Annotated in this window: 22 protein-coding genes, 1 tRNA gene and 2 pseudogenes; 17 read left to right on the forward strand and 8 right to left on the reverse strand. The window is 50.0% G+C overall.

Going from position 1 to position 24,509, the window contains the following annotated elements:
* From AC5JO6_RS14830 to AC5JO6_RS14855, 6 genes and pseudogenes are all read left to right on the forward strand, one after another.
* Positions 1 to 175 (forward strand): annotated as a pseudogene (locus tag AC5JO6_RS14830) (GDP-mannose 4,6-dehydratase); the annotation flags it as partial.
* 66 nt (positions 176 to 241) lie between these two features.
* A pseudogene (locus tag AC5JO6_RS14835) lies at positions 242 to 586 on the forward strand (NAD-dependent epimerase/dehydratase family protein); the annotation flags it as partial.
* 727 nt (positions 587 to 1,313) lie between these two features.
* On the forward strand, positions 1,314 to 1,994 hold the full coding sequence (locus AC5JO6_RS14840) for a Uma2 family endonuclease (protein ID WP_496081843.1): 681 nt from the start codon (positions 1,314 to 1,316) through the stop codon (positions 1,992 to 1,994).
* Between the two features lie 448 nt (positions 1,995 to 2,442).
* Positions 2,443 to 3,564, forward strand: a complete 1,122-nt coding sequence (locus AC5JO6_RS14845) for a response regulator transcription factor (RefSeq protein WP_496081844.1) — start codon at positions 2,443 to 2,445, stop codon at positions 3,562 to 3,564.
* A 531-nt stretch (positions 3,565 to 4,095) separates the two neighbouring features.
* Entirely contained in the window at positions 4,096 to 4,542 is a 447-nt protein-coding gene (locus tag AC5JO6_RS14850; protein WP_496081845.1) for a hypothetical protein, read from the forward strand.
* 289 nt (positions 4,543 to 4,831) lie between these two features.
* Entirely contained in the window at positions 4,832 to 5,194 is a 363-nt protein-coding gene (locus AC5JO6_RS14855) for a hypothetical protein (protein WP_496081846.1), read from the forward strand.
* Positions 5,195 to 5,461: 267 nt separating this feature from the next.
* Here the strand turns inward: AC5JO6_RS14855 and AC5JO6_RS14860 are convergent, their stop codons facing one another.
* A complete protein-coding gene (locus AC5JO6_RS14860; protein WP_496081847.1) occupies positions 5,462 to 6,652 on the reverse strand; it encodes a hypothetical protein in 1,191 nt (396 codons plus the stop codon).
* A 487-nt stretch (positions 6,653 to 7,139) separates the two neighbouring features.
* Between AC5JO6_RS14860 and AC5JO6_RS14865 the strand changes: the two genes are divergently transcribed.
* The 6 genes from AC5JO6_RS14865 (at position 7,140) to AC5JO6_RS14890 (ending at position 15,949) form a co-directional block, all read left to right on the forward strand.
* Positions 7,140 to 8,168 (forward strand): glutathione S-transferase family protein, encoded by a 1,029-nt coding sequence (locus AC5JO6_RS14865; RefSeq protein ID WP_496081848.1) that lies wholly within the window; start codon positions 7,140 to 7,142, stop codon positions 8,166 to 8,168.
* Positions 8,169 to 8,394: 226 nt separating this feature from the next.
* Positions 8,395 to 9,882, forward strand: coding sequence for a M16 family metallopeptidase (locus tag AC5JO6_RS14870; RefSeq protein WP_496081888.1), 1,488 nt, complete (start codon positions 8,395 to 8,397; stop codon positions 9,880 to 9,882).
* A 114-nt stretch (positions 9,883 to 9,996) separates the two neighbouring features.
* On the forward strand, positions 9,997 to 10,581 hold the full coding sequence (locus tag AC5JO6_RS14875; RefSeq protein ID WP_496081849.1) for a Uma2 family endonuclease: 585 nt from the start codon (positions 9,997 to 9,999) through the stop codon (positions 10,579 to 10,581).
* 44 nt (positions 10,582 to 10,625) lie between these two features.
* The gene (locus tag AC5JO6_RS14880) at positions 10,626 to 12,122 is read left to right on the forward strand and encodes a M16 family metallopeptidase (protein ID WP_496081850.1); all 1,497 of its coding nucleotides are present in this window, start codon (positions 10,626 to 10,628) and stop codon (positions 12,120 to 12,122) included.
* A gap of 218 nt (positions 12,123 to 12,340) precedes the next feature.
* Positions 12,341 to 12,769: a bactofilin family protein gene (locus tag AC5JO6_RS14885; protein WP_496081851.1), complete on the forward strand. Its 429-nt coding sequence runs from the start codon at positions 12,341 to 12,343 to the stop codon at positions 12,767 to 12,769.
* 129 nt (positions 12,770 to 12,898) lie between these two features.
* Positions 12,899 to 15,949 carry a glycerol-3-phosphate acyltransferase gene (locus AC5JO6_RS14890; protein ID WP_496081852.1) on the forward strand — a complete coding sequence of 1,017 codons (3,051 nt, stop codon included), beginning with the start codon at positions 12,899 to 12,901 and terminating at the stop codon, positions 15,947 to 15,949.
* 210 nt (positions 15,950 to 16,159) lie between these two features.
* Here AC5JO6_RS14890 and AC5JO6_RS14895 read toward each other — a convergent pair whose 3' ends face one another.
* From AC5JO6_RS14895 to AC5JO6_RS14905, 3 genes are read right to left on the reverse strand one after another with little or no spacing between them, the layout of a single operon-like run.
* A complete protein-coding gene (locus AC5JO6_RS14895; protein ID WP_496081853.1) occupies positions 16,160 to 16,444 on the reverse strand; it encodes a DUF433 domain-containing protein in 285 nt (94 codons plus the stop codon).
* 14 nt (positions 16,445 to 16,458) lie between these two features.
* Positions 16,459 to 16,944, reverse strand: coding sequence for a PIN domain-containing protein (locus AC5JO6_RS14900; protein WP_496081854.1), 486 nt, complete (start codon positions 16,942 to 16,944; stop codon positions 16,459 to 16,461).
* Positions 16,944 to 17,180 (reverse strand): UPF0175 family protein, encoded by a 237-nt coding sequence (locus AC5JO6_RS14905; RefSeq protein WP_496081855.1) that lies wholly within the window; start codon positions 17,178 to 17,180, stop codon positions 16,944 to 16,946. Before AC5JO6_RS14905 ends, AC5JO6_RS14900 begins: the two co-directional genes overlap by 1 nt.
* Positions 17,181 to 17,626: 446 nt before the next feature.
* Here AC5JO6_RS14905 and AC5JO6_RS14910 point away from each other — a divergent pair, with 446 nt between their 5' ends.
* A complete protein-coding gene (locus tag AC5JO6_RS14910) occupies positions 17,627 to 18,562 on the forward strand; it encodes a hypothetical protein (RefSeq protein ID WP_496081856.1) in 936 nt (311 codons plus the stop codon).
* A 161-nt stretch (positions 18,563 to 18,723) separates the two neighbouring features.
* Here AC5JO6_RS14910 and AC5JO6_RS14915 read toward each other — a convergent pair whose 3' ends face one another.
* Entirely contained in the window at positions 18,724 to 18,885 is a 162-nt protein-coding gene (locus tag AC5JO6_RS14915) for a hypothetical protein (protein ID WP_496081857.1), read from the reverse strand.
* A gap of 109 nt (positions 18,886 to 18,994) precedes the next feature.
* Here AC5JO6_RS14915 and AC5JO6_RS14920 point away from each other — a divergent pair, with 109 nt between their 5' ends.
* Positions 18,995 to 19,246 (forward strand): hypothetical protein, encoded by a 252-nt coding sequence (locus tag AC5JO6_RS14920; protein ID WP_496081858.1) that lies wholly within the window; start codon positions 18,995 to 18,997, stop codon positions 19,244 to 19,246.
* A gap of 188 nt (positions 19,247 to 19,434) precedes the next feature.
* Here the strand turns inward: AC5JO6_RS14920 and AC5JO6_RS14925 are convergent.
* From AC5JO6_RS14925 to AC5JO6_RS14935, 3 genes are all read right to left on the reverse strand, one after another.
* Positions 19,435 to 19,519, reverse strand: a tRNA-Ser gene (locus AC5JO6_RS14925).
* Positions 19,520 to 19,584: 65 nt separating this feature from the next.
* Positions 19,585 to 21,825: a ComEC/Rec2 family competence protein gene (locus tag AC5JO6_RS14930; protein WP_496081859.1), complete on the reverse strand. Its 2,241-nt coding sequence runs from the start codon at positions 21,823 to 21,825 to the stop codon at positions 19,585 to 19,587.
* A 233-nt stretch (positions 21,826 to 22,058) separates the two neighbouring features.
* Complete coding sequence (locus AC5JO6_RS14935) at positions 22,059 to 22,538, reverse strand: DUF4079 domain-containing protein (RefSeq protein WP_496081860.1); 480 nt, start codon at positions 22,536 to 22,538, stop codon at positions 22,059 to 22,061.
* Positions 22,539 to 22,793: 255 nt separating this feature from the next.
* Between AC5JO6_RS14935 and AC5JO6_RS14940 the strand changes: the two genes are divergently transcribed.
* From AC5JO6_RS14940 to AC5JO6_RS14950, 3 genes are all read left to right on the forward strand, one after another.
* Positions 22,794 to 23,273: a phosphate-starvation-inducible PsiE family protein gene (locus AC5JO6_RS14940; protein ID WP_496081861.1), complete on the forward strand. Its 480-nt coding sequence runs from the start codon at positions 22,794 to 22,796 to the stop codon at positions 23,271 to 23,273.
* 63 nt (positions 23,274 to 23,336) lie between these two features.
* Entirely contained in the window at positions 23,337 to 23,789 is a 453-nt protein-coding gene (locus AC5JO6_RS14945) for a nitrate reductase associated protein (RefSeq protein WP_496081862.1), read from the forward strand.
* Positions 23,790 to 23,837: 48 nt separating this feature from the next.
* A complete protein-coding gene (locus AC5JO6_RS14950; RefSeq protein ID WP_496081889.1) occupies positions 23,838 to 24,392 on the forward strand; it encodes a BMP family ABC transporter substrate-binding protein in 555 nt (184 codons plus the stop codon).
* The last annotated feature ends 117 nt before the right edge of the window (positions 24,393 to 24,509 follow it).

A 24,509-nucleotide genomic window follows, 5' to 3' on the forward strand; every position in this document is an offset into this window, starting at 1 on the left:
TAAAGCGAAGGCTAAGCTCGGTTGGGAACCATCAGTGACGTTTGAGCAGTTGGTTCACCTGATGGTGGGAGCTGACTTAAAGGCATTAGGCTTAATTCCCTTAAACGGTCATGTTGTGCCATCGGTACCGGACATTGCAACTGTTCGCCAAGTGGCTGGTAGTTCTCTTTCTTAAGAGGCTCAAACTTTCTTAAGAGGCTCAAAGATTCCTGCACAGTTACCTGGTTGAGAAGCTTTCTTGATGACAGAGACTGAATTTGATCTGACTGACAAGCGCATTTTGGTTACTGACGGTGCAGGTTTCCTGGGCAAACAAGTCATCAATTACCTTTGTAAAGCTGGGGCAGATCCAACCAAGATCACGGTGCCACGATCGCATGATTGCGACCTGCGACTGATGGAAAACTGCCAACAAGCTGTCGATCAGTAAGATGTGGTGATTCATCTCGCGGCACATGTAGGCGGCATCGGCTTAAATCGGGAAAAATCGGCTGAGTTATTTTACGACAACCTAATGATGGGAACTCAACTGATTCATGCTTCCCATCAAGCTGGCATCCAAAAATTTGTCTGTGTGGGAACGATCTGAGGCAAGGACTGCAAAAGACAATTCATTGGTATCGGAAGCACTCGATTGGCGTATGAGTTACTTAGTTGAAGACTGCAGGTTGAAGACTGTAGGTTACATACGAGGTAGTCCTAAATAGGTAAGGATGAGCATACGTCTTAGCACATAAGGCTTTCAGAGCTTAGAGTCAACCTTACAGGCTTGAAGCATCCTGGCTTTTTTGATGCCTTTGCAGCTACCAGCTAAGACATTAACAAAATAATTGGCGCTGTGGCTCCTGTCTTGGGCAGATACTTAACGCTTTTCACGCGGCAGCAAATCAATGGACTCTATGCTACTGGGGATTTCCAAGCATCCTTACTCGTTTAGGACTACCAGGTTTTTTAGATTCGATGGATACCAAGGTTCCTGCCAAAAATCATGGGGCGACCATCGTCTTGCCAGACAATTGGAAAATCTGAGTTGTTGATTAAGGTCACTTGGACAAGACGTGCAGGCATGGAATTACTCCTTGGATCGTGCTGATCTAGCTTTTAAGCTTCATAGTCGATTGCACTCAGCAACGGGTCTTGGGTTAGTCCGCACCTTTTTCAACTTGTATGAATCTGCTACGAAGATACGTTGCGATCGCCTACAAAGCAATTCGTCATTTGACCCATGCGATCGTGAAGCGATCGTTACAGTCAGTCTGAGTAGAAGCATTTGGCAAGCGGAACTTATACTGAAATGACGGAGGGAAATTGACATGGTTAACACACTGCCATCCCCACAAAACCTGATTACCGACACCTGGGTACGTGCAACCTGGGAGGAATTTTTGGCAGTGTGCGATCGCCTTGACCTTCCTTCAGACGATCGTCCTGCCTTAGAGAAAGCACGGTGCTACTACGATGCGGGTTGGATGAGGATTGAAGCTGTGGGTATTGGTTCAGCTCATGGGCAAGATAATTCGCTTCTAGCAGCCGTAGTCACGCTCTACGGAACGCTGCGAAATATCCCTCAGATTGCGTTTACGAATGGCAGTTTTCGCAAAGTGGGTGAACGAGAGTGTCAGCCCGATCTGGCTTACTACATTGGGGCTGGAGTGCAACGCCCGCCGAAGAATAACCAGCCTGTGGATGTCAATGCCTATGGTGCGCCAACTTTAGCAATTGAAATCGCGTCTACCACGTTAAACGATGATTTAGGGCAAAAGCGCTTACTGTATGAGCGTTTAGGAGTGCAGGAATATTGGGTGGTGGATGTGCAAAATGCGATCGTGATTGCCTTTGCAGTCGCAGAGGGAGGCAGTCGGCAAATTCAGGTATCGCAAGTGCTACCGGGGTTGGCGATGAAGACGGTTGAGGAAGCCTTGCAACAGAGCCAGACGGCTGATGATACAGAGGTTAATCGCTGGCTCATGCAGCAGTTTCAAGCCTTGGGTTGATTGTATTTCCCCACAGCCCAGCAGACCTCACTCAAAAATGACAGTGATTCTTATACGGATGGCAGGCTCCCAGTCTACTTCTCCCCTTACTATGAATCGGTTGTTCAGTGGAACGACGTTATAGACCTTCATGGTAGCGTCCCCTTGAAAAGGAGTGCCATTTCTGTCAACCTCGGTAAGCGCCGCAACCGCACTGTTTCCGGGTGTCACTCCAGTTCGATCAATTGATTCAGTAAATATCCTACTAGCTGTTATGACCTTTTGAACTGATGCCATTCATTCTCTCCTTTTGTTTTTGCTGAGGACTGCTACGAGGATAGGTTGCAGGCACTGATGAGGCAATTCGTCATTTGACCCATGCGATCGTGAAGTTTTTGTTACAACTTCTGGAAAATTTATTGCAATCAGGGATTAATTTGAACAGCCTCCAAATTAGCCCCCAAAATGTATGGAATCTTTGTCGCTTAGCGATACGCAAAACCTCCATCAAGGCATTCAGAAGCTCTACACCCTTCACAATCTTGATACGTTTGGTGTAGATGCGCTTTCAATCTTGAATCAGCTTGTTCCCAGCGATATTCCAACCTTTCATGTCACTTACGTTCGGACGCGCCAAACTTCAGATACTCACCTACCCGGCTTTCCTGGCTTTACCCCTGAAATGAAACGGGTACGTCTGCAACATTTTGATGAGCATCCCGTTATCCATCACATGCCGCAGACCCTTAATGGAGTCTATAAAGTCTCAGATTTTGTTAGTCAGAAAAAACTTCATTGCCTTGAAGGATTTTATCAGCAGTTTTTACGACTGGTTAACATAGAAGATCAGATGGTCTTTTTTCTACCAAATGCTAATTCGGGCAATTGGTGCAACCTTGCTCAAACAGATGCAACCCTGGTGGGATTTGCACTGCATCGCACTCAGCGAAACTTTATGGAACGCGATCGCCTCATTCTCGATCTCCTGCGTCCTCACTTGTTCCAGGCATATAGCAATGCTCAACACTATCAGCGATTGCAACAAGATCTAAGCCAACTTCAGCAGTCCCTCAATCCTCTTGGCTTGATGATTTTAGATACTGAGGGACAGGTACAGTTCGTCACGCCCCAAGCCATAGTATGGCTGGAAGCCTATTTTGCCAAACCGACTGGCAACTTTCAACTGCCTGACCATTTATGGGCTTGGATCAAGCATCAAGTCACTAGCGCTCAAACAGACCTGCCAAAGGCGTGTTTGCCACTGCGAATCGAACAGACTGATAAGCAGTTGGTGATTCGTTTAGTCGTCGAACCTGGGAATCAATACCTGCTTTTTCTGGAAGAACAGACGCTACCCGTGTTGAATTCACTAAAGCTATTGGGCTTGAGTCAGCGAGAGACTGAAGTTCTCTTTGAGGTGATGCAAGGCAACGATAACAAAGCGATCGCAGCCCAATTGAGTGTTGGCAAAAGCACCATCCGCAAGCACCTGGAAAGCATTTATCGCAAGTTGGGGGTGCAAAGTCGCACCGAGGCGATCGCGCAGGCATTGACAAAACTAGGGCTTTTACATGCTTTGCCATTGAGCTGAGGGTTTGAGGGTGAAGGGAAGGCTCACAGCGATTACTAATCGGGTAAGCTACAGTCCTGTGAAGACGGGTGTGGGGTGTAGGGTGTGGGGTAGCACCTGCTGACAGTTTTTCTAGAAGCCACTACGCCTCAGCAAGACGTTGAGTAGCTGATGACAGATAGTTTCTTGACTGTGCTTTCTCGATCTACGGTTTGCTGACTCATTTTGACCATTTGCTGACTCATTTCAGTAGTTTCCGCAAGCAAAACGGCAATTTGCTGTCTCATTTTGACCATTTGCTTTCTCAAACTGCGGTTTGCTGTCTCATTTCAGTGGATCGCGCATTCATTTTGGTGTTTTCCGCAAGCAAAAGGGTTGCTTGCTTTCTCAAACTGCGGTTTGCTTTCTCATTTCAGTAGATCCCGTATTCGTAACAGCGATCGCACTGTAGCAAAAGCGATCGCAGATTTGCCGAAATTCGCTCAGGCTGATCGACACGAAAATTCTTTAACGTGAGGGATATTAACCCGATTAAATCACAACGTACCCGTTATGGCTCGTCGTAAAAGAACCTCTCAAGTATTAGAAAAAGCCGTCCGCCGTGCGGCTGGCATGACTTCCATCGATCCTCATTTAGATGTTGGAACCGGACTCACTCTACCGTCCTTTTTCACTCTGATCGAAACCATGCGAACCAGAGAGAACGCCTATAATACTGCTCTTTCTAACGTGGATAAGCTCTACCGTGAAATGCTGGAAACCGAGCGCGAGTTGTCCGATATGGCAGAACATATGCTGTTAGGCGTTGCCACCAAGTACGGCAAAAGCAGCGCAGAGTATGGCATGGCAGGAGGCGTTCCCAAAAACCAACGCCGCAAAGGGCTGCGAGGCGAATCGCCAATCTCCAGCTCTGAGCAACCTGCTTTCGTTGCCAATACAAACGGCAATAGCAACACAAACGGCGACAAGAACGGCAAGCCAGCAGTTGCAACAACGTAGGCTATGTGCAAACTGATGCAGGATCAAACGTGCTTGCATGTAACGCGATCGCCCTCTGACAGCACGGTTTAAAAACAGCTTCAAACCATCATTCACAAGGGACGCTGCGTAGAACTTGGGCGATCAACGGAAACTTCTGCATGAGTCCGACAGTCTCAAGTTGCACCCAGGTAGCTGGTCAACTCCTTTAGGGGAGGGGTTTTTCCTTTTTCACCTTTGACCGCCAGCGACGGTGCATCACCCTGAAGCACTCTGCTTTCAGTCGAACCCAACGTTAGGAAATTGCACTATGAAACGAATAATGCTTGCAGCGATCGGGATCCTTCCGATCGTTGCTCTGGCATCGTTGCCCAAGCCAGCCTCAGCCGGGGTGGTCATTCGGGAATCGAATGTCCGGTATCCTGTAGTCGTTATCGATCGACCTGACTACTCCGATCGACGAGGCTACGACAACCGCAACGACGATCGGCGTGACTACAACAACGATCGACGCAACAACGCTGGCTGGCGCGACAACGACAATCGTAACAACGATTGGCGTGATAATCGCCGATGGAACAACCAGCGCCGGGTTTGGATTCCCGGTCATTGGGAACGCGGTTTTCTAGGGATTGGTCGCAAATGGGTGGCTGGTCGCTACGAGTATCGTTAAAAGTTCTCTGAGGCTGATTTAGGCAGCAAAAGGGGCTGGACATCAGCCCCTTTTGCAACACATCAAAAGACTTCTTGCATCAATCATTTCGCCCTCACCCTCACCCTCACCCTCTCCCTATGGGAGAGGGAACATGATTTCTAGCTCCCTTCTCCCTGGGGAGAAGGGCTGGGGATGAGGGTTTGAACGATTCGCGCAAGAAGTCTGATGATTGAATGATCAGTAACGTCGCCGCTTTCTAAACCTGAGGTTCAAACAACGCTTGAGTTACTTCGAGAGCACCGGATGGGCAATCACAGGACAGTTGATAATTGCCTGGGTGGGTCGCAGTCCAAACAGCCAGGGATTGCCAGGTCCTTCAGGATTAATGGACGCACTGGTTACCAAGCCTGCTTCCACCAGTCCTTTGAGGTCTTCAAACGACGTGATTCGTCTGACCTTGTTTGCCTTGATAGCAGCATCCGTCCACATATTCACATGGGCATCCCACAGAGGGCTGTAGTTGTTAGCAGCGGAGCGATCGTCGTTGGAAGGCGGAATGGGGAAGATATTGATGGGGTCAATCCCCCCGTTTGCCAGGGATGCAGTAAAGCCCTGATCTTGACCCGTGCGAGTGTCAGTAATCCCATTCAAGACAGGCGAGAAACCCAATAAAGCGGAGCGATCGGTTGCTCTTGATTTGCCGATCTCAGGCAGATTGGCAAGCCGAGGTGCAAAGACCCCTTTTTCGAGCACCGATGGTACTTCTGCCGAGACATCCGTCACCAGATGGTAGAAGTACTGTTTGCCACCCTGGAACCCATCCAAAATCGACATGGTTACCGTCTGCTTCTTGAGGTCTAGCGCGATCAAGCGATCGTGGCTCCCCGAACCGTTATGCACCATTTGTACATTGAGTACGACTTGGCTGGGCATCACCACCATCGAAGACCACTGTGCATCACCAATCGCCCCTGGCTTTGCCACTTTAGGTGGAAACGGATTAGGGGAACCCGGCTCGACTTGATACTCCGGGGAAAAATCCACATTGCCCTTGAATTGAATCAAGCCACCGTTCATAGTGACCGTTTGCGCTCCAGCAGAGCCGATCGCATTCTTCATTTTGGGCGCAAAGTTGATGCCCAGTTTCTTTGCAACATTGAAATCAGATGCTTCGGTGATGATGTAATAAACTGGCTCACCTTTGGGTGAACGACCCTTAAACAGGGGCAGCGTAACGGTTGCCTTGCCTGGTGTGAAATTAACTGCTAAAGCGCTTTTAAGGTACACATTGTCGCTTGCCTTAAACTTAACGGCTGTTGTTTCGGAGTAGCTGGGGCGACCGGATTCCTTCGCGGCGGTTGACAACAAAACCTGTGCTTCTGCTACTCCACTTGGTGCAGCTACAACATTGGTTGACACGAGCGGTACCATCAAAGCAAGCAAAAATGCGATCGTCAAGCCTATTTTTTTGTTCATGTATCGTTCCTTTAAGGGCGATTCAATTCATAAAGGTCTTCTCCATTTGGCGACTGCAAGCTGAGAGTGGTCTGAGAGAACATAGAGAATGACTTAAAAGTTGCCATTGTCAGCCTGTAGCATTCACATCAGACATCTAACAGGGCAGCGGTTGGTCGATTAGAACAGAAATGATGCATTTGACCAAAACCTCGGAGGTTTAAGCGACTATGTTGGTGACGATGCTCGGTTCCGGGTCAAAACCTCCGAGGTTTACGTAAGTCCTAAGAGGTTGTTTGAAAAGTGTCTGGTGGTTAAAACCGCGACTACGTAAACAAAGTCCGCCTGCGCGGACTACCGCAGAGTAAGGGTTTTATCACCTGCAACGGCAGGTTTTGCCTCTGTAGCCGCGACTTCAGTCGCCAATGCTACAAGCATCTGGACTTTTAAAACGTCCTCTAAGGCAACGGTTGATAGATTAGAGGTGGAAATTGATCTGCCAACTTGTATGACTGCACCACCAAAACAGAAGACTGCCCTACCTTCAGCATTCATCATTCGGTTTGGTCGTTTCGTCTGGACGACACTCTGGCGCTTGATGATGTCTCGCTTAGCCCCGCGTGATGATTCTGGAGCCTACACTCGCCCCGCCAGTACGTTTAGAGGCACCGTAAGCGCAGAGGCAGGACAGCCATATTTGCCTGCTGCACAGCGGTATCGCCTCTATGTTGGCTGGGGCTGTCCCTGGGCACATCGCACGCTTATGGTTCGCGCCCTGAAAGGGTTAGAAGCTGCTATACCCATCACGATCGTTTCACCATCACCGGAAGCGGGCGGTTGGGTGCTCGATGAACCAGAGGCAGGCTGTCAGACGTTAGCTGATCTGTACCGCAAAGCGACACCGGGCTATTCTGGACGATCGACGGTGCCCGTGCTGTGGGATGACCAGACGCAGACGATCGTCAATAACGAAAGCGCCGACATTATCGTCATTTTGAACGCACAGTTCAATGACTTTGCTCAGCAGCCCGACCTCGACTTGTATCCAGAGCACCTGAAAGTAACCATTGACCAGTGGAACGAGACCATTTATCATGCCGTCAACAACGGTGTCTATCGCTGTGGCTTTGCCCAAACGCAAGCGGCGTATGAGGTTGCTTGCAACGAACTATTTACAGTACTTGACGAGCTTGATGCGGTCTTAAAAACCAAACGATACCTGTGTGGCAGTAGTTTGACGTTGGCAGACGTGCGACTCTTCACAACGCTCTATCGGTTCGATCTCGTCTATTACGGGCTTTTCAAGTGCAACCGCCGCCGCATTCAGGATTACCAGTCTTTGGGCGCATACCTGCAAGAGTTGTATCAACTGCCCGGTATAGCTGATACCTGTGACCTCGAAACGGTGAAGCGGGACTACTACGGCAATTTGTTCCCGCTCAATCCCGGTGCCATTATTCCTTCAGGTCCAGATCTGAGCTATCTCACAGCACCACCGCAGCGATCGCTGGTAACTCATGAGAAAGTTATACCTTAAATTGCTGCCTGTATCAGCGATCGGTTCATTCAAACTGCGATGACGATGTACAGATGACTGGAGTTTCGACTACCAGGGCAGGTTATCCTGGAAGTCTGCGTATTACTGGTTGCCTATGCTTCCGCTCCGTCGATCGCTCCCGTCCCGGCTCTATGCTCGTGGGCTGACGTTCAAACAGTTTGCTAGAACGATCGCTTTGCTGCTGACGCTTTTACTGAGTTGGAGCATGGTTCCTGCTGTTGCTCTGGCGCGCACTGAGGTACCAGCAGTGAAGCCGTCGCAGTCGATTCAACCATATCTCGATCGGGTGATTCAACAAATCACAGAATTTCGTTTGGCGAACGGTATGAAATTCATTGTGCTGGAGCGGCATCAAGCACCAGTCGTCTCCTTTCTCACCTATGCGGATGTTGGCGGTGCAGATGAGCCAGAGGGCAAAACAGGAGTCGCGCACTTTCTAGAGCACCTGGCATTTAAGGGCACGACCCGCATTGGTACCACCGATTACAAAGCAGAAGCCCCACTGTTAGACAAGCTCGATCGGCTCTCGGAGCAGATCCAGGCAGCAACCGCACAGAAGCAGAAAGCAGAACTTGACAAGCTAAAGGCAGAATTTGCTCAGGTGGAAGCAGCGGCGGCAAAGCTAGTCAAGCAAAACGAACTGGGGCGGATTGTGGAGCAAGCAGGTGGTGTCGGGCTAAATGCCAACACTTCAACCGATGCAACGCGCTATTTTTACAGTTTTCCGTCTAACAAGCTGGAACTGTGGATGTCGCTGGAATCGGAGCGTTTTCTGGAGCCTGTCTTCCGGGAGTTCTATAAAGAGAAAGACGTGATTTTGGAAGAGCGGCGACTCCGAACCGATAATTCACCGATCGGTCAGATGGTGGAGGCGTTTTCAGATGTCGCCTTTAAAGTGCATCCCTATCGTCGTCCAGTCATTGGCTATAACCAGGATATTCAGGGCTTAACTCGTAAAGATGTGCAGACGTTTTATGAAACGCATTATGCACCCAATAATTTGTCGATCGCCATTGTTGGCGACGTAAATCCAACTGAGGTCAAACGACTGGCACAGCTTTACTTTGGTCGGTTTAAGGCAAAACCTGCACCCCCGGAAGTTGTAGCCACTGAACCCGCTCAAGCCGAGCCACGATCAGTTACCCTGCGGCTAGAAACGCAGCCGTGGTACCTGGAAGGCTATCATCGTCCGGCAGTCAAGCATCCCGATGATGTGATTTACGACATGATTGCGAGCATTCTCAGCAGTGGGCGCACCTCGCGGCTGTATAAGTCGTTGGTTGAAAAACAGCAGTTGGCGCTGAATGCGGCTGGTTACAGCGGTTTTCCGGGCAATAAGTTTCCTAATTTAATGTTGTTCTACGCGCTCACGGCTCCGGGACATACCGTTGATGAAGTGGCAACCGCTTTAGGCGCTGAAATCGATCGCTTGAAAACTACACCTGTTTCGGCAACCGAACTCGATCGCGTAAAAACTCAGGCACGAGCAGGCTTGCTGCGATCGCTCGACTCGGATACGGGTATGGCACAAGCATTGTTGGAATACGAAATTAAAACCGGAAGCTGGCGCAATTTGTTTAAACAAATCGACCAAATTGCAGCCGTAACAACCCAGGATATTCAGCGCGTCGCGCAGGCAACCTTTGTGCCCCAAAATCGCACGATCGGTAAATTGTTACCAAAAGCATCATGAAGTCAATCAATTGATCATCCCTTCCACAGCTTGGTAGAGAAAGACACTAATGCAATTCGCTTTGTGCATTAACGCTAAAGCTCTTCCAGGAAACAAAGTCGAGATTCAAAACTTATGACACTCACTTCTGTAGTCAAAACGTTAAATGTTCTTTCTTTAGAAGACTGGATGCAGAATCCTCCTCAAGGGAAAGAATGGGTTGATGACAAATTGGTTGATAAGCATCCTCTTGTGTGGATAGATAACCAGGGGAGCGAACAGAATGGTATGACTTTAGAACACAGTCGTATTCAAGCCAATCTGTCATTTTATTGGCGAAGTTACCGAGATTCTAGTGGTCAGGGCGGTGAGATTTATACAGATGTTCCGTGCCGTACCACGAAACAGGGTCGCTCTCCGGATGTTGCCTATCTCACGCCAGCGTTAGCCAATCAATATGGTGCTGCTAATGTTCTCCCTCAAAGCTTTCCGTTGAGCGCTGAAATAATCTCGCCAACTGACTTTGCTGACGATGTGATTGCGAAAGCATACGAGTATTTGCAGTCTGGTGGTGAAGAGGTCTGGCTAATTTTTCCGGCAAATCGATGGGTAATCGTTCTTACTCAATTCACTCGACAAATCTTTGTCTCAGGTGAAATCGTAACAACGCAAACTGCTCTCTCTGGTTTTAGCATAGCCGTTGATGATGTGTTCGCTTAAAACTAAAACACTGAGCGTTAGTGGTTGAAGTGAAAAAACTATCTATGAAAGCAAAGATTATGAAAGCAGAGAAGCGTCAGCAAATTGTTAAGCTATTTACTCTCATTTTTTGCTTTTTGGTGATTCCTATTTTGCTCTTAGTTTTGGCGCTGCGCCCAGCGGCAGCAGAAACGCCGAAACACTATACAGACTTGACGTTTTCGTCACCACCAGCAATCAAACTGCCGGACTACACGCGGTTTAAATTGGCGAATGGCATGGTAGTTTATCTAGTCGAAGATCACGAACTGCCGTTGATTAACGGGACTGCCATTATTCGCACGGGCGATCGCTTGGAGCCGTCGGAGAAAGTGGGTTTAGCAGAACTGGTCGGTACGGTGATGCGATCGGGTGGTACGCAGCGACGCACAGCCGATGCGATCAACGAATTTCTAGAGCAGAGAGCCGCATCGGTAGAAGCCGCGATCGACGAAGATGCTGGTAACGCGGGGTTCAATACGCTGACAGAAGATCTGCCAGAGGTCTTTAGCCTGTTTGCAGAAACCTTGCGGCAGCCTGCGTTTCCGATCGATAAGCTCAACCTGGCAAAAACACAGCAGCGGGGCGGCATTGCTCGTCGAAATGACGAACCAGACTCGATCGCCGATCGTGAGTTTCGCAAGCTGGTGTATGGCGACAGCAGCCCCTACGCCCGTTTTGTCGAGTACGCCACACTTACCAATATTTCTCGTGACGATTTAGTGAGTTTTCACCAACAGTACTTCTATCCCAACAACATTCTGTTGGGCATTGTTGGTGACTTTGACACCAAGGCAATGCGTCAACGGGTGGAAACCACATTTGCTGACTGGAAGCCTTCGGAGGCAAAACCCGCAGCGTTGCCAGCAGTCACTCAAGCAAAGCAAGGCGGTATCTTTTTTGTCAATCAGCCCCAACTGACGCAGAGCAACGTGCAGATTGGGCACTTGGGCGGACAGGTGAATAGTCCAGACTATCCAGCGCTATCGGTGATGAATGAAGTGCTGAATGGGTTTGGCGGACGGCTGTTTAACGAGGTGCGATCGCGCCAGGGCTTGGCGTACTCGGTCTATGCGTATTGGGGTTCACAGTACGACTATCCAGGGCTGTTTGTAGCAGGCGGACAGACGCGATCGGAGGCAACAGTCCCCTTCATCAAAAGTGTGCGGACAGAGATTGAAAAAATCCGTGCCGCTCCCATTGCCACCGCAGAACTTGCCTTTGCCAAAGACTCAGTACTTAATTCCTTTATTTTCAACTTTCAGCAGCCCAGCCAAACGCTGTCTCGTCTCTTGCGCTACGAATACTTTGGCTATCCTGACGACTTTATCTTTCGCTACCAAAAGGGTGTGGCTGCAACCACGATCGCCGATGTGCAGCGCGTTGCCAAAACCTATTTAAAGCCCGAAAACATTGTGACGCTAGTCGTCGGTAATCAAGCGACCATCAAGCCACCGCTGAATACGTTAGGACAGGCTGTCACCGCTGTTGATATCACTATTCCAGGATCAAGTAAAAGTTAGGGGACTGCTCTGTGTAACGCTTTAACGGGTTTTAGCCTTGCCAGGGCGATCGTGGTTCTCACGGCACTGCAAAAGTTTTAACTTGCAAAGCCTTAACTTTAGACAAGCAGATGTGCAATGATAACGGCGAGGACTTAAAAGGCAACAGTGTCCCCTAGACACTCACAAACATTTCAGGCTTGAAAATTTCACGTTCGAGTCTTATCCCTCAGAGAACGATGTTTAGAAAAAACACCCCACCGCCATCAAAAGTACTACCAACCTACATTGCGCCCAACAGTGAATTTCAGGGAACGCTCCACGTAGAAGGTGATCTGCTTGTGGAAGGTATCATTCACGGCACCGTTGAGGTGAGGGGCGATATGCAAATTTCTGAAAATGGGCTCATCGAAGGACCCGAAGTACGAGCCAGAAACTTGACCGTCCACGGAGTCCTCAAAGCGCGAGTCATGGTCGAAGGGAAGCTCACCCTCAGTCGTACTGCTCGTTTAGAAGGCGATGTGAATGCCAGCGCACTCAGCGTTGAAGAAGGCGCATTCTACGTTGGTTACATCGAAACGGGTGAAACCAAAGCCTTGCCCAGTGTGAGAACGCGACCAGAACTGGCAGGCAGCGGTGATGCCTATACTGGCGGTCTCGGTAGCTAACTAGCTCCCTGACTTCTTCCTTCAATCATGATTGGATTGCCTCAAGAAGCGATACAGATCCCCGACTTCTTTTTTCAGCCCTGATTGATTGCCTGAACCTGATGCAGAAGTCGGGGATCTCATTGACGTATGACACTAACGCAAGTTTGGGGTGCGCTGTTACTTTTCATCGTCTGTCCACTGTTGGGCGGGCTACCCCTCATCGCCTGGATCACCTATGCCCTGACACAACGATCGCTAGCAACGCTGGGCACTGGCAACATCAGCGTTTCAGCGGCTTTTTATCACGGTGGACGAGTTGTAGGCATTCTGGCTGTCTTGTCAGAAGCGTTAAAGGGCATTGCAGCGGTTTTGCTGGCGCGATCGTTTTTTCCATCTGATCCGGTTTGGGAGCTGGTGGCACTAATAGCACTGGTTGTCGGACGCTACTGGTTTGGCAAGGGCGCAGGGACAACCAACGTCGTGTGGGGCTACGTCGTGCATGACCCGATCGCGGCTGGCTTTGTCTTCCTCATCAGCGGCATCAGTTTTACGATTCTGCGCGAACGGCGACAGGGACGACTCAGCGTTCTCGTGATCTTTCCGCTCATGACAGCGCTACGCCATCCATTAGACCAGGAACTGATTGGAGCGGCGATTATCCTTTCAGTCGTGCTGGGCTGGATTTATACCAAGCTTCCCGATGACCTGGATCTGCCTTCAACATCGGCGCAAGCGGATACTCAGTCAACGTTCAAATTTTTTCGGCGCGATCGTGCCATTCGTTCGTTGAGTGATCCATTGGATGCCCGCAAGGTGGGGCAAAAAGCCGCGACACTCGCACGGTTGAAGCGATCGGGCTATCCCGTGCCAATGGGCTGGGTGCTTAGTCCAGGTGATGACCCAGAGCCGTTAGTAGAGTTGCTCAAGCCGACACCCAAAGCGCCGCTCATCGTGCGATCGTCGGCTGTAGGCGAAGATTCCGAAACAGCATCAGCAGCAGGGCAATACGAATCCATTTCGAGCATCATTCGCCGCGAACAATTGTTGCCTGCCATTTCTCGCTGCTTTGCCTCGTATAACGAATCCGGTGCGGTGCAGTATCGACGCGATCGCACTCTGCCTGATGCCGCGATGTCAGTCTTGATTCAACAACAAGTACGGGGAGTCTTCTCTGGTGTTGCTTTTAGCCGCGATCCAGTCACGAGGCAAGGTGATACGGTAGCGATCGAAGCTCTACCGGGCAGTGCCTCTCAGGTTGTGTCTGGTCAGGTAACGCCTGAAAGTTATCAGGTGATCGTGCCTGCGATCGATGTTCAGCCCACGACAGGCTCGGCTAAAGCCGATTGGGTGTTGCTGGACGATCACACCTTCACGGTTAACGGCATCGGCACCGTGCCATTGCGTCTCATTCAACAGGTCGCGTTTCTGACCAGACACCTGGAAGCGCAGCACCAGGGCATTCCCCAGGATATTGAGTGGAGCTACGACGGTCAGCAGCTTTGGCTTTTGCAAGCGCGACCCATCACCACGCTGCTACCCATCTGGACGCGCAAAATTGCGGCTGAAGTGATTCCTGGGTTGATTCATCCCCTCACCTGGTCGATTAACCGTCCGTTGACCTGTGGCGTTTGGGGCGATCTCTTCACCCTCGTTCTGCGCGATCGTGCTCGTGGGCTGGACTTCAACGAAACCGCTACCTTGCATTACTCCCACGCCTACTTCAATGCGTCATTGTTGGGACAGTTGTTTCGGCGGATGGGCTTGCCACCCGAAAGCCTGGAGTTTTTGACGCGAGGCGCAAGGTTTAGCAAACCACCCCTGCAAGCTACCCTGCGGAACGTACCAGGACTCTTGCGCTTAGCTAGTCGAGAATGGCGGCTAGAAAAGGACTTCCGGCACGATCATCGTCGTCACTTTGCACCCGCACTGGCAGAGTTTTCCCAACAGCCAGCCTCTGACCTTTCTCCGGTAGCGATTTTAAAGCGGATCGATCGCCTCCTCAACCTGCTGCAAACCGCCACGTACTACAGCATTCTGGCTCCTCTTAGTGCAGCGTTGCGGAAAGCTATTTTTAAGGTCAAGGATGAGCAGTTGGACAATAGCGACACGCCAGAAATTGCAGCATTGCGATCGCTTCAGGAATTGGCACAAGCGGCGAGAGAAGTCTTAGAGAGGGAGTCGGGAGTCAACGTTTCTAGCTCCACAAGCGAAGCAGGAGATGGAAGCGTTGAAAGGAATCGGGAATCGGGAGAGGCGGCGGAAGTAGGGGAGGCAGGGGAAGCGGCGGAAGCAAGAAGAAGACAAAATGTTTCCACTCCCCACTCCCCACTCCCCACTCCCCTTACGCTGCTGGCTCAAACCTTTGAGGGACAAACAATCCTGGCGCAGTTTGATGCACTGATGGAGCAATACGGCTACTTAAGTGAAGTGGGAACTGATATTGCCGTGCCAACGTGGCGGGAAGATCCGCAGCCTGTGCGATCGCTGTTTGTCCAGTTTTGTGAGCATCCACCTGCGATCGCGTCCCCAATCGATCGTCAAAGTGGCAACGTCAAACGGGTACAGCGTCGTCTGGCGCTTAAAGGTCGAGTGACGGAGGTATACAGCCGCTTGCTGGCAGAACTGCGCTGGAGCTTTGTGGCGCTAGAACAGAACTGGTTGGAGTCAGAAAAATTGGTAGCTACAGGCGATATTTTTTTCCTGGAACTGGTGGAAATTCGGCGTTTGGTGGAGAGGGGAGAAGAGACACACGTTCGGGCACTGGTGGAGCAGCGACGATCGCAACTGGAAGCCGATCGCGCACTCGAAATAGTGCCGTTTTTGGTCTATGGGAATGATCCACCCACACCAATAATGAGTGTTCACAACTGGCAGTCATCGCAGCAGCTACGGGGCATTGGCGCGAGTCCGGGACAGGCTGAGGGCATTGTTAAAGTGGTGAGGAGTTTAACCGCATTGCCAGAGATCGATCGCGACACCATTCTCGTTGTGCCATATACAGATTCTGGTTGGGCACCACTGCTTGCCAGAGCGGGAGGGCTGATTGCAGAGGTCGGGGGAAGGCTATCGCATGGCGCGATCGTGGCTCGTGAGTACCGCATCCCGGCTGTGATGGATATTCACAACGCGACTCAATTGCTCCAAGACGGTCAGCGCGTCCGCATCGATGGTCAACAGGGCACCGTAGAAATTGTGTAATTGAGGTTGCAACGTTTAGCTTTCAATACTTCTATGTTTCTCATAACGATTACCAGAAACAAGGGATGTTGCTGAACTCTCTCTACTCTACTTTGTCCGTCACGCCTTCAAGGTAGCCGATTACGCCTTTGCCCCACGGAGTTTCTTCGGCAAGATGTTCACCCACTTTGAGTAGACCTTTTTTGACCCCGTTCCACTGTCGTTGCAGGTTCAGAAAGCTTTGCCAGCGTTGAGGCTGCGATCGCTTGATTTCTTGAAACTCGATATCGACGATCGCCGGAATTTGTGCCTCTGTCGCTTGAGGATATTTGTGCTGTAAATCAGCGCCGCTTCGACCTGAGTTTGAGTCAGTTCGTATTCTTGCATCACAGCTTCTTTGGACATGCCGCCTGCAAGGGAACCAAGAATGATGGCAATGGGAACGCGAGTACCCGTGATGACAGGCGTACCGTGGTGAATCGCCGAGTCTACGCTAATATGGGGTGCGATTTCCATTCCCTTACATCTCCCTATTCGCCTACTTCTCGCAGACTATATTCGTATAGTGTTCGCTCAACACGGAAGCCTGCTTGGATAATTAATTGATCGAGCAACGGTTTTAAGGCTGGGATCAGTCCTTGATCTTTTGCATTGATCAGAATGCCGAGAATTCCTCGTATAGAAAGTCCGTACTGCGTAGCGATCGATCGTCCCAACCGCTCATCAATCAGCAGACGATCGACCTTTAGTTGAAGAGCAAGGGCGATCGCTTCAGATTCACCATGATCAAGCGTTTGTTGGAGAATTTGAATCAGTTGAAAGTTGGTGGGTGTTTGAATTTCTAACCACCCCGCTGATACTGATGAAGTAACCATAGGTTGGATTTCGCGCAGGCGCATGAGTTCATCATAAACAGCAGGCGGAATGACGATTTTTGGGTAGATCTGCTGAAGTAGAGCAATCTTGCCAATGACAGCAAAGTTACTCAATGGCGAAGTATTGCTGACAACACGCATTACCAACCTTCTTCTCGCAGGCTTTTTAGGTCTTGCTTAAGGTCATCTACATCGTAGTGAATGTTAATGCCGCGACTGGCGATTAATCGTTGAAATTCAATTTGGTGTATCCCAGCGAGTTGGCTGGCGCTGCCGAGGGTGATGCGTTCTTGCTGAAAAAGAGCAATGGCAAGTTCCTGTCGCAAATCTGCTTCGGTGAGTTGCAAATGGTCTGGTAGGTCGATCGTGATTTGCATATTTAATCTCTTTATGAAGGTATATCGAAAGCTAGAACTGTCAGGAGCAATTTACGATCGTGGTCGTCTGGATGGTGAACAATAAACCGAAACTGAGTTTCTGCGTCAATAGCCACTTCTCGCACAAAATTGGGGTGTTCCCGAACTGCTTGGGTTGTCTGATTCAAAACAGCAATAAAGTTTTGTTTTGATTAAATATTAGCATTGCAAGCTTTGTATCATGTCGCGCATCAAGCAGTATGATTGCCCGTCGAATCTAACCTATGAAGCGGGCAACCGTATTGAGTTAGCCGATTATCGATCCAACCTAGCTCAAAAACAGCGGATGGATTGATATCAGAGACTTTGGGTATATTTTGAAGGCTAACTTTAAAGTTTACCTTCGGATTTTCTCTTCTTAAGGCGAAATATAAACTAAAATGATATGACATTTGAAGGATTAAACCATGAATGAACATATCACGGAAGAGAGTTCTGTAGTGAATCTAGAGCGAGAAACAAAAGGTTGGTCTCTTCAAAAATTTCTTCCAAGTCTACAATTATTAGTGACGATTGGGATTGCAGTAGGTGGATTTCTGGTAAGTACGAAAGTTGATACAACCAAATTAGAGATTGATAAGGCAAATCAAAAACTCACTGAAATCACAACTAAATTTGAGAAAAACAAAAAATTTGCTGATGAAGTCAATACTGCCATTGATCAACTTTCAGGAGAAAAACCAGTCAAGGCTAAAATGACTCTAATCAGGCTTTACACATTTGCTGATACTGAAAATCCGACTTACAAATATGTTCTAGTTAATCTCGCTTTAGCTAGCGATAAGCCTGAACTTTTAGAAACAATGACTGCCTTGCTTGAAGGAGATAATCCGCAAGGCATTGATGAAAGTGTCTTTAAAAAATATCCCGTTCTTGCAGCAGCAAGAGCTAAGCTAGCTAGAAAAATCGAAAAAGAGGGTGCAGTTACTCAACAAGAGTTGAATACTGGTCAACCCATAACTAGTAACAGCCAGAATAAGCCTTCATCAAAAGCAGAGACTTTGGTCAAAGCAGAGGCTAGTCTTTTAAGTCAGTTGACTTCCAAAGATCTAAAAGGTTGGGTTTTTCTAGGTCGAGCAAATCGTAAAACGAAAACGCTTGAGAGCGATATCATTTCTGGCAGTCAGCTTGATCCCAAGATTAATCAAGAGGTCACAGTGACACAAAGTATCAATATTAGACTGAAACGCCCACCAAATAACTACACTCTTAACAACCTACCAAAGCTAATCGGCACCTCAAGAAAAGGTTCAAAAGTAAAAATTATTAAGGTTAGCCGAGTTTATTCTGAGAGTGGAAATATTGGCGTTTGGGCTGAAGTTGAGGTCATCGAAAAAGTTTAGATTGCATAAAAACTGGCTTCCTACAGTCGATTTGATTTGCATTAACTATACCTGTCCCTAAATCTACAAGACTGTGGCTTACTGATTAGAGAACTGTTGTTGTAGGCGCACACCCTATGTCTCGCCAGCACCTTAAACCATTTCTGCTTTTGCGATTCCTATTAGCGTTGAGCTATTGAGGTGTCTGGGCATTCTTGTACGATCGCCCTCACCTTCAACGGCAACTCAACCTGCGTTGGCGTGTAGCGATCGCCCCAGTCTTGGTTTGCTGGATCGGGAAGGATGGATTTGAGGTAACGCTGAAAGTCGATCGCATCCGCCATAAAGAACCAGGCAGCAGAATTTTTCTCCTATCCTACGCATTAAAGTCGGGCACCTGCCACTTATTCTCGTTCGATCGCGCTTAAGACGGTATGCCTTGTCCGTTTGAATGTGTCGCCTACGATTGCTGCTGCCGTAGAGGCTATTCAAATGGCAGCACGAGGCATTAGGACTACGCTTCATCACTGTGCGAATGCGTGTAGTTGCATTACAGGTGTGTCGCCTGCGATCGCTGCTGGCATAGAGCACATTCAAATGGCAGCACGATACATTGTGAATGTACTCTATGGTTTGGCGAAAGCGCGTACTCACGCCAAGCATCTACGGCATGACAACACGAAGGTATCATCTGCTCTCAATTAGTTGTGAACCAGATGTGGCTACTTGAGCAATCAACCGTCAATGGTCAGCGCTGAATCTAGAGTTGAAGGCTAAGCCCAAGGCATGAACTTGAGCATCCATTTAGTCGCACGTTGGATCGCAAGACTGTGCGCCCCGACAAGGGGTCAAACCAAGTCGAGCTGGGAGCGCTAGGGCGATGATTTTAGCAACGGAGAGGGGGAGATTCGAACTCCCGTTGGGTTGCCCCAAACCTGATTTCGAGTCAGGCGCATTCGACCACTCTGCCACCTCTCCAGAAGGGGCTTAGTTTCAGTTGTGAGGTACTCCAACAACTAAAAACTAATGGCTAACGATCTATTCTACAGGGCAGACGGCGAGTTTTCCTGCGATTCTAAAGTTGTCTTGAAGCCATCGGCAGGTGTCCACTGGAGCGCACCATCCCGATCGATCGCGTAAAGCTGAATACCGAGTTGCTTAAGCTGTGCTTCGGCTTGGGGATGGATTCGACTGGTGGCGATCGCCACTTTTGGTCGTAATACTTGAATGATTTCAGGTTCTAGCCGCTGACCCGACCACAAAAGTACCTGCGTTTCGGACAGGCTCACCGTTTGAAGCAGCGTTGCTTGTTCTGGTGGCAGAGTGCCTAACCATGTCCATGTTTGCCCATGTAGATGCAGTGACGCGATTAACGGTGCGGTGCTGAGCAGTTTAAACTGACTGGAGCCAATCTGAGCGGTTTGTCCGATCGTCAGTGGCGTGGGTTTTACCGTCAGCGAGGCTCCCTGCATTGCAGCTTCATTGACGCGATGCAGTTGCGTGATGGGGAGACGCTCCGCAATTTTGCCCCAGCCGCTTGGTCGCTTGGATGGTGCGTCAGCCGCGATCGCCCAGTTAATTTCGTTGATTCCTGCCTTTTGTAAAAACGGCAGTACCGCAAAGCCAGCAGTAGAGGCATCCCCACTATTGATGAGTGCTGTGCGTCCAGCATCCTGAAGCACCAGAATGGGCTGTCCTGCTGCCAGTAGCGTGACGCGGAAGATGGAAGCGTTTGCCTGCCATGCGGGAACGATCACCAGCCCGATCGCCACCAGCAGCGCCACCCACCATTGCCTCTGCCACCAGGGTTGAAGCCAGGTCAGCAAAAGCAGCGCGTAGAGAGCGATCGCGATTACGGTTGGAATGGTGCCCACCGCATAAGCATTTCCAGGCAATTGGCTGAACCCATCCACCACAAGCATGAGTGCCTGCGTAGGATACTTCAGCAGCCATGCGAGAGCGCTACCAGCAGGCGACCAGAGCAATGCTGCCAGGGCGCTTGCCATGCCGCCAATGCTGAGAATGGAAATCAGGGGCGTTGTAATCAAGTTGACTAGTACGCTGTAAGGCGACAGCACTCCGAAGGCAGCAAGCTGAAGCGGTAGTGTCCACAGGTAAGCGGCGATCGGTACTGCAAACAGAGGCGCGATCGCGCTGGGCATCCAATCCAATTGCTTCGTTAGAGCAGGAACGGTAACCATCAATCCGATCGTTGCCAAAAAGCTGAGCTGAAAGCCCAAGTTCCAGATCCAGAGCGGATTAAACAATAGCAAAAGGACTCCAGTGACTAGCAGTGCTCCAAGCGGCTTGACTTTGCGTTCCAACCAGAGCGCGGTTAAACCACCAAAGCCCATGATTGCCGCACGGAGCACCGCAGGCTGAATGCCCGTGAGTCCGACAAACACCAGTAGCGCCGCTGTACCTGCGAAGAACTGTACCTTGGTTGAAAAGCGACGGGTTAACGCCAGCACGACACCCAAAATGAGCGACGACTGGAAGCCTGATGCTGCCAGCGCATGAGCGAGTCCCGCACGAGTAAACTGATCTTTCAAGTCAAAGGGCAGATCGACTCCGCGACTACCTAACACCATGGCGCTGACCAATGCTCCAGCGGGACTACCGAGCCAGAGAATCTGCGATCGCATCACCCGTTGCCGGATCTGCCACCAACCCCAGCGCGATCGAGCCTCCATCACCTCGGTCTGTTTGCCCCGCATCCCCGCAAAGCAACCTTCTTGCCTGAGATACGCCTGAAAATCAAAGCCACCGGGGTTCGTGGCAGGCTGCGGCAAGTACAAAGCACCCATCACCTTCACCAGTTGTCCCGGATAAAGCCCTGTTGCCTGGAGTAGCGGCACCGTGACGTAAAGCTGACCCGTTGGAGCTTTATCATCCACGTACTGCACTTCGCCGCTGACCGAATTGACCTGCCTCACCGTCAACCAAAACTGTGCCTTTTGACTGCGGGTTAGCTGTGGCACGCTGTCTACCTCACCCACAACAACCCATTCCTGCTTCGGCGCATTTGCAGGTGGAATGAGGCGACTAATTTCGGTAGCGGCTGGTTGCGGTGTGCGCATCTGAAAATATAGTCCAGCAACCAGCCCTATCAGCCCAGCCGCCAGCCAAACCCATCGCTTTGGTGCCGATCGCCAGACGTGCTTGATACCAAACGATAGCCCTACGCCCAAAACCAAGATGCCATAGCTACCGTAGGGCACCTTCGTCAACAGCAGCCCTAAGATGTATGCCAAACACAAAACCACTGCACCCATAGCAGTCATGAAGCACCCCGATCGCAGCAAGAAAAACTACGTTAAGAGTGCCCAACAGGGATAGAAGGTTTGAGTTTTGAGCGGAAACAGTTTTTGGTTGTTAGTGGTCAGTGCCTGAGTCATTCCTGAGCACTTACTCCCCACTCCCAATGCTGTTGCTTCTTCTGCCCTACTCCCTACTCCCTACTCCCTACTCCCCACTCCCCACTCCCCACTCCCCACTCCCTACTCCCTCTCTGCCTTCAAAGTGACAGCCCTAGCTTCACTCCCAGCACGGTATGAATGATGAGAAGACCAAGCGTTACCGTGCCTAAAGAGGCGTGGAACATGCGTAAACCAGGCTTGTCACCCCAAAAGTCGGCAAGTGAGAGTGTGCTGCTGATTGATAGAAGGGCGATCGCGGTGGTACCCGTCCAGAAATGAGGGCTTTCGAGAATCGGTTCTTGCTGCATCACCAGCGATAGCACCCCGCCCGTGTAGCCCAGGGCAAGAAACAAAAACATCAGGGGAGCCAGTTTGCGGTGGTCTGCCCGATGTTTAGCAGCAATGTCTTTATCACTGGCAAGCCGTCCGCGCCAACCAGCATACGCGACGTAGCTACCCATCACGAAGATCACAATGCCCATCATGGCGGGATGTCCCCAATGGGTGATGGGTTCGGGAATGCCCAGAGCGCGAAACCAGGCGGCGATCGGCTCCAGCAGTTCACTCAACGTCGTCATAGATTGCGCTCGTTCGATGGGGTAAGGCTTGTTAGATTAGTTTACATTTTTAACTTGCGATCGCAGAAGGCAGAGAAGAATTGAGTGGCGATCGCTGACTTACAGCCGTTTTCGTTTGCATTCACTACACCCCATACCCTACACCCTACACCCGTGGTTACAGGCTATGGCTGACCCAATCAGTAATCGCTGTATTTGCGTCTGTCTCGTGACATCAGGTATTCTCACACCATCAACATTAGTCTTGGTTGAGCGATGCGATTTCGGCGACAACTGCTTCAGCTACAAATGGTATTCAGCGATCGCATGGTTCTGAAGGCACTGCGAAGCTTTGAAGGGGTCATTTCTAAGCTGCTGTCGATCGCAATGGTCTTTGTGATTTTGATTGCAGTCTACGATCTGGCAGATTACCTGGTTACAGATGTCTTTAGTGAACCTCAGGAGCGTTTCAGCACTACATTATTTACCATTTTTGGCTTGTTTCTGAATATTTTGATTGCGCTAGAAATTTTAGAAAATATTACAGCCTATCTGAAAAATCACGTGATTCAGGTTGAGTTGGTCATTGTCACCTCGCTGGTAGCAGTGTCTCGAAAAATCATCATCCTGGATTTGCAGAAAACGGCTGGCTTAGACCTGATTGCACTGGCAGCAGCCGTTCTCTCGCTTTCCATCAGCTACTGGCTGGTGCGGGGAACGAACCGTCGTTCCAAGCCTCATGATGATGAGACTTGAGTTGGAGGTGAAGAATAAGTTTTGGGGTGTAGGGTGTAGGGTGTAGAGAAATACAGCTGGCGTATGACTCAGTTTTTTCAATTTGAGGCAGATTTTGTGGAGTCGCTGCGTTGCATTCCAATGCAGGTACGACTAAAACTTGATACCTGCGGTGTGAAGCTGAAACTGGCGCACTGGCATCAGTTTAACCAGGACGATCGCCAAGCGCTGATTGAGCTGCCCTGCGAAACCGCAGCAGACGTACAGAGCTATCGCCAGTTTCTGGAGCAACGGCTGCAAGAGCGCACAGGCACAGCGGCTTCAATGTTGACGATCGATCCCGCTCCGGCGTGGCTCGATTCAACCATCATTCCAGAGAGCGTACAGGCAAAAGCTGAAGCAAGTGGTGTTGCGATCGCGATCGATCAGTGGGCACAACTGATTCCTGTAGAACGCTTTGCACTCATCAAGCTCAGCCGTTCCAGCCACGAAAACGCAAATTTTCTACCAGCGCTAAGGGAATTCCATTTAGTCTGATGGCAAAGGCAGAAGTTTCCTGTCAGCAGCAACAGGCACAGCGATCGCCTGCGATCACAGTCGTTTACAACAACCGATCAAGAACGTCGGGGTTTCGAGTTAGGTGCAAAGTCAGTCAAGCCTGCGATCGAGGTCAAAGCTAGCTACACCAACGACTGGAACGATGTCAGCAAAGCGAAAGAAGCCACACAGGCATTGCTGGCAAGTGGGGTTGATGTCGTGTACAACATGCTCGATGCCGCAGCAGCGGGTGTCATCGAAACGTTGGCAGAGAAGAAAGCCTACGCGATCGGCTATTTTGAGGATCAGCTCACACTCGCGCTCAAAACCATCCTTACCAGTGCGGTACAAAACTATGGATTGGCGATCGAAACAGTCGCTGCGATCGCCAAAAACGGACAGATGAAAGGCGAAATTTATACGCTCGGTCTCGATAAACCCGCCATTCTCAATGTGGGAGACTTCAGTACCGCCGTCCCTGAAACGACAAAGCAGAAGGTGTTGCAAGCAAAAGACGCACTCATCGCGCAGAACGTGACCTTTGAAGATTGCAAAATCAACGGCAAAGCCAGTTGGTGCCTTAAGGTCGCAAAAGCCGCCTAGACGATCTGCTGCTTACAATCAGCACCGCCTTTAGCAAAGAAGTGGTTGCTTTAGCGTCGGTTCCTGACGTAGAAGCGTTGCGTAGAGGCGTACCATTGCCATGACCTTGCAAAATGT

It is taken from the genome of Tildeniella sp. (assembly GCF_059505325.1).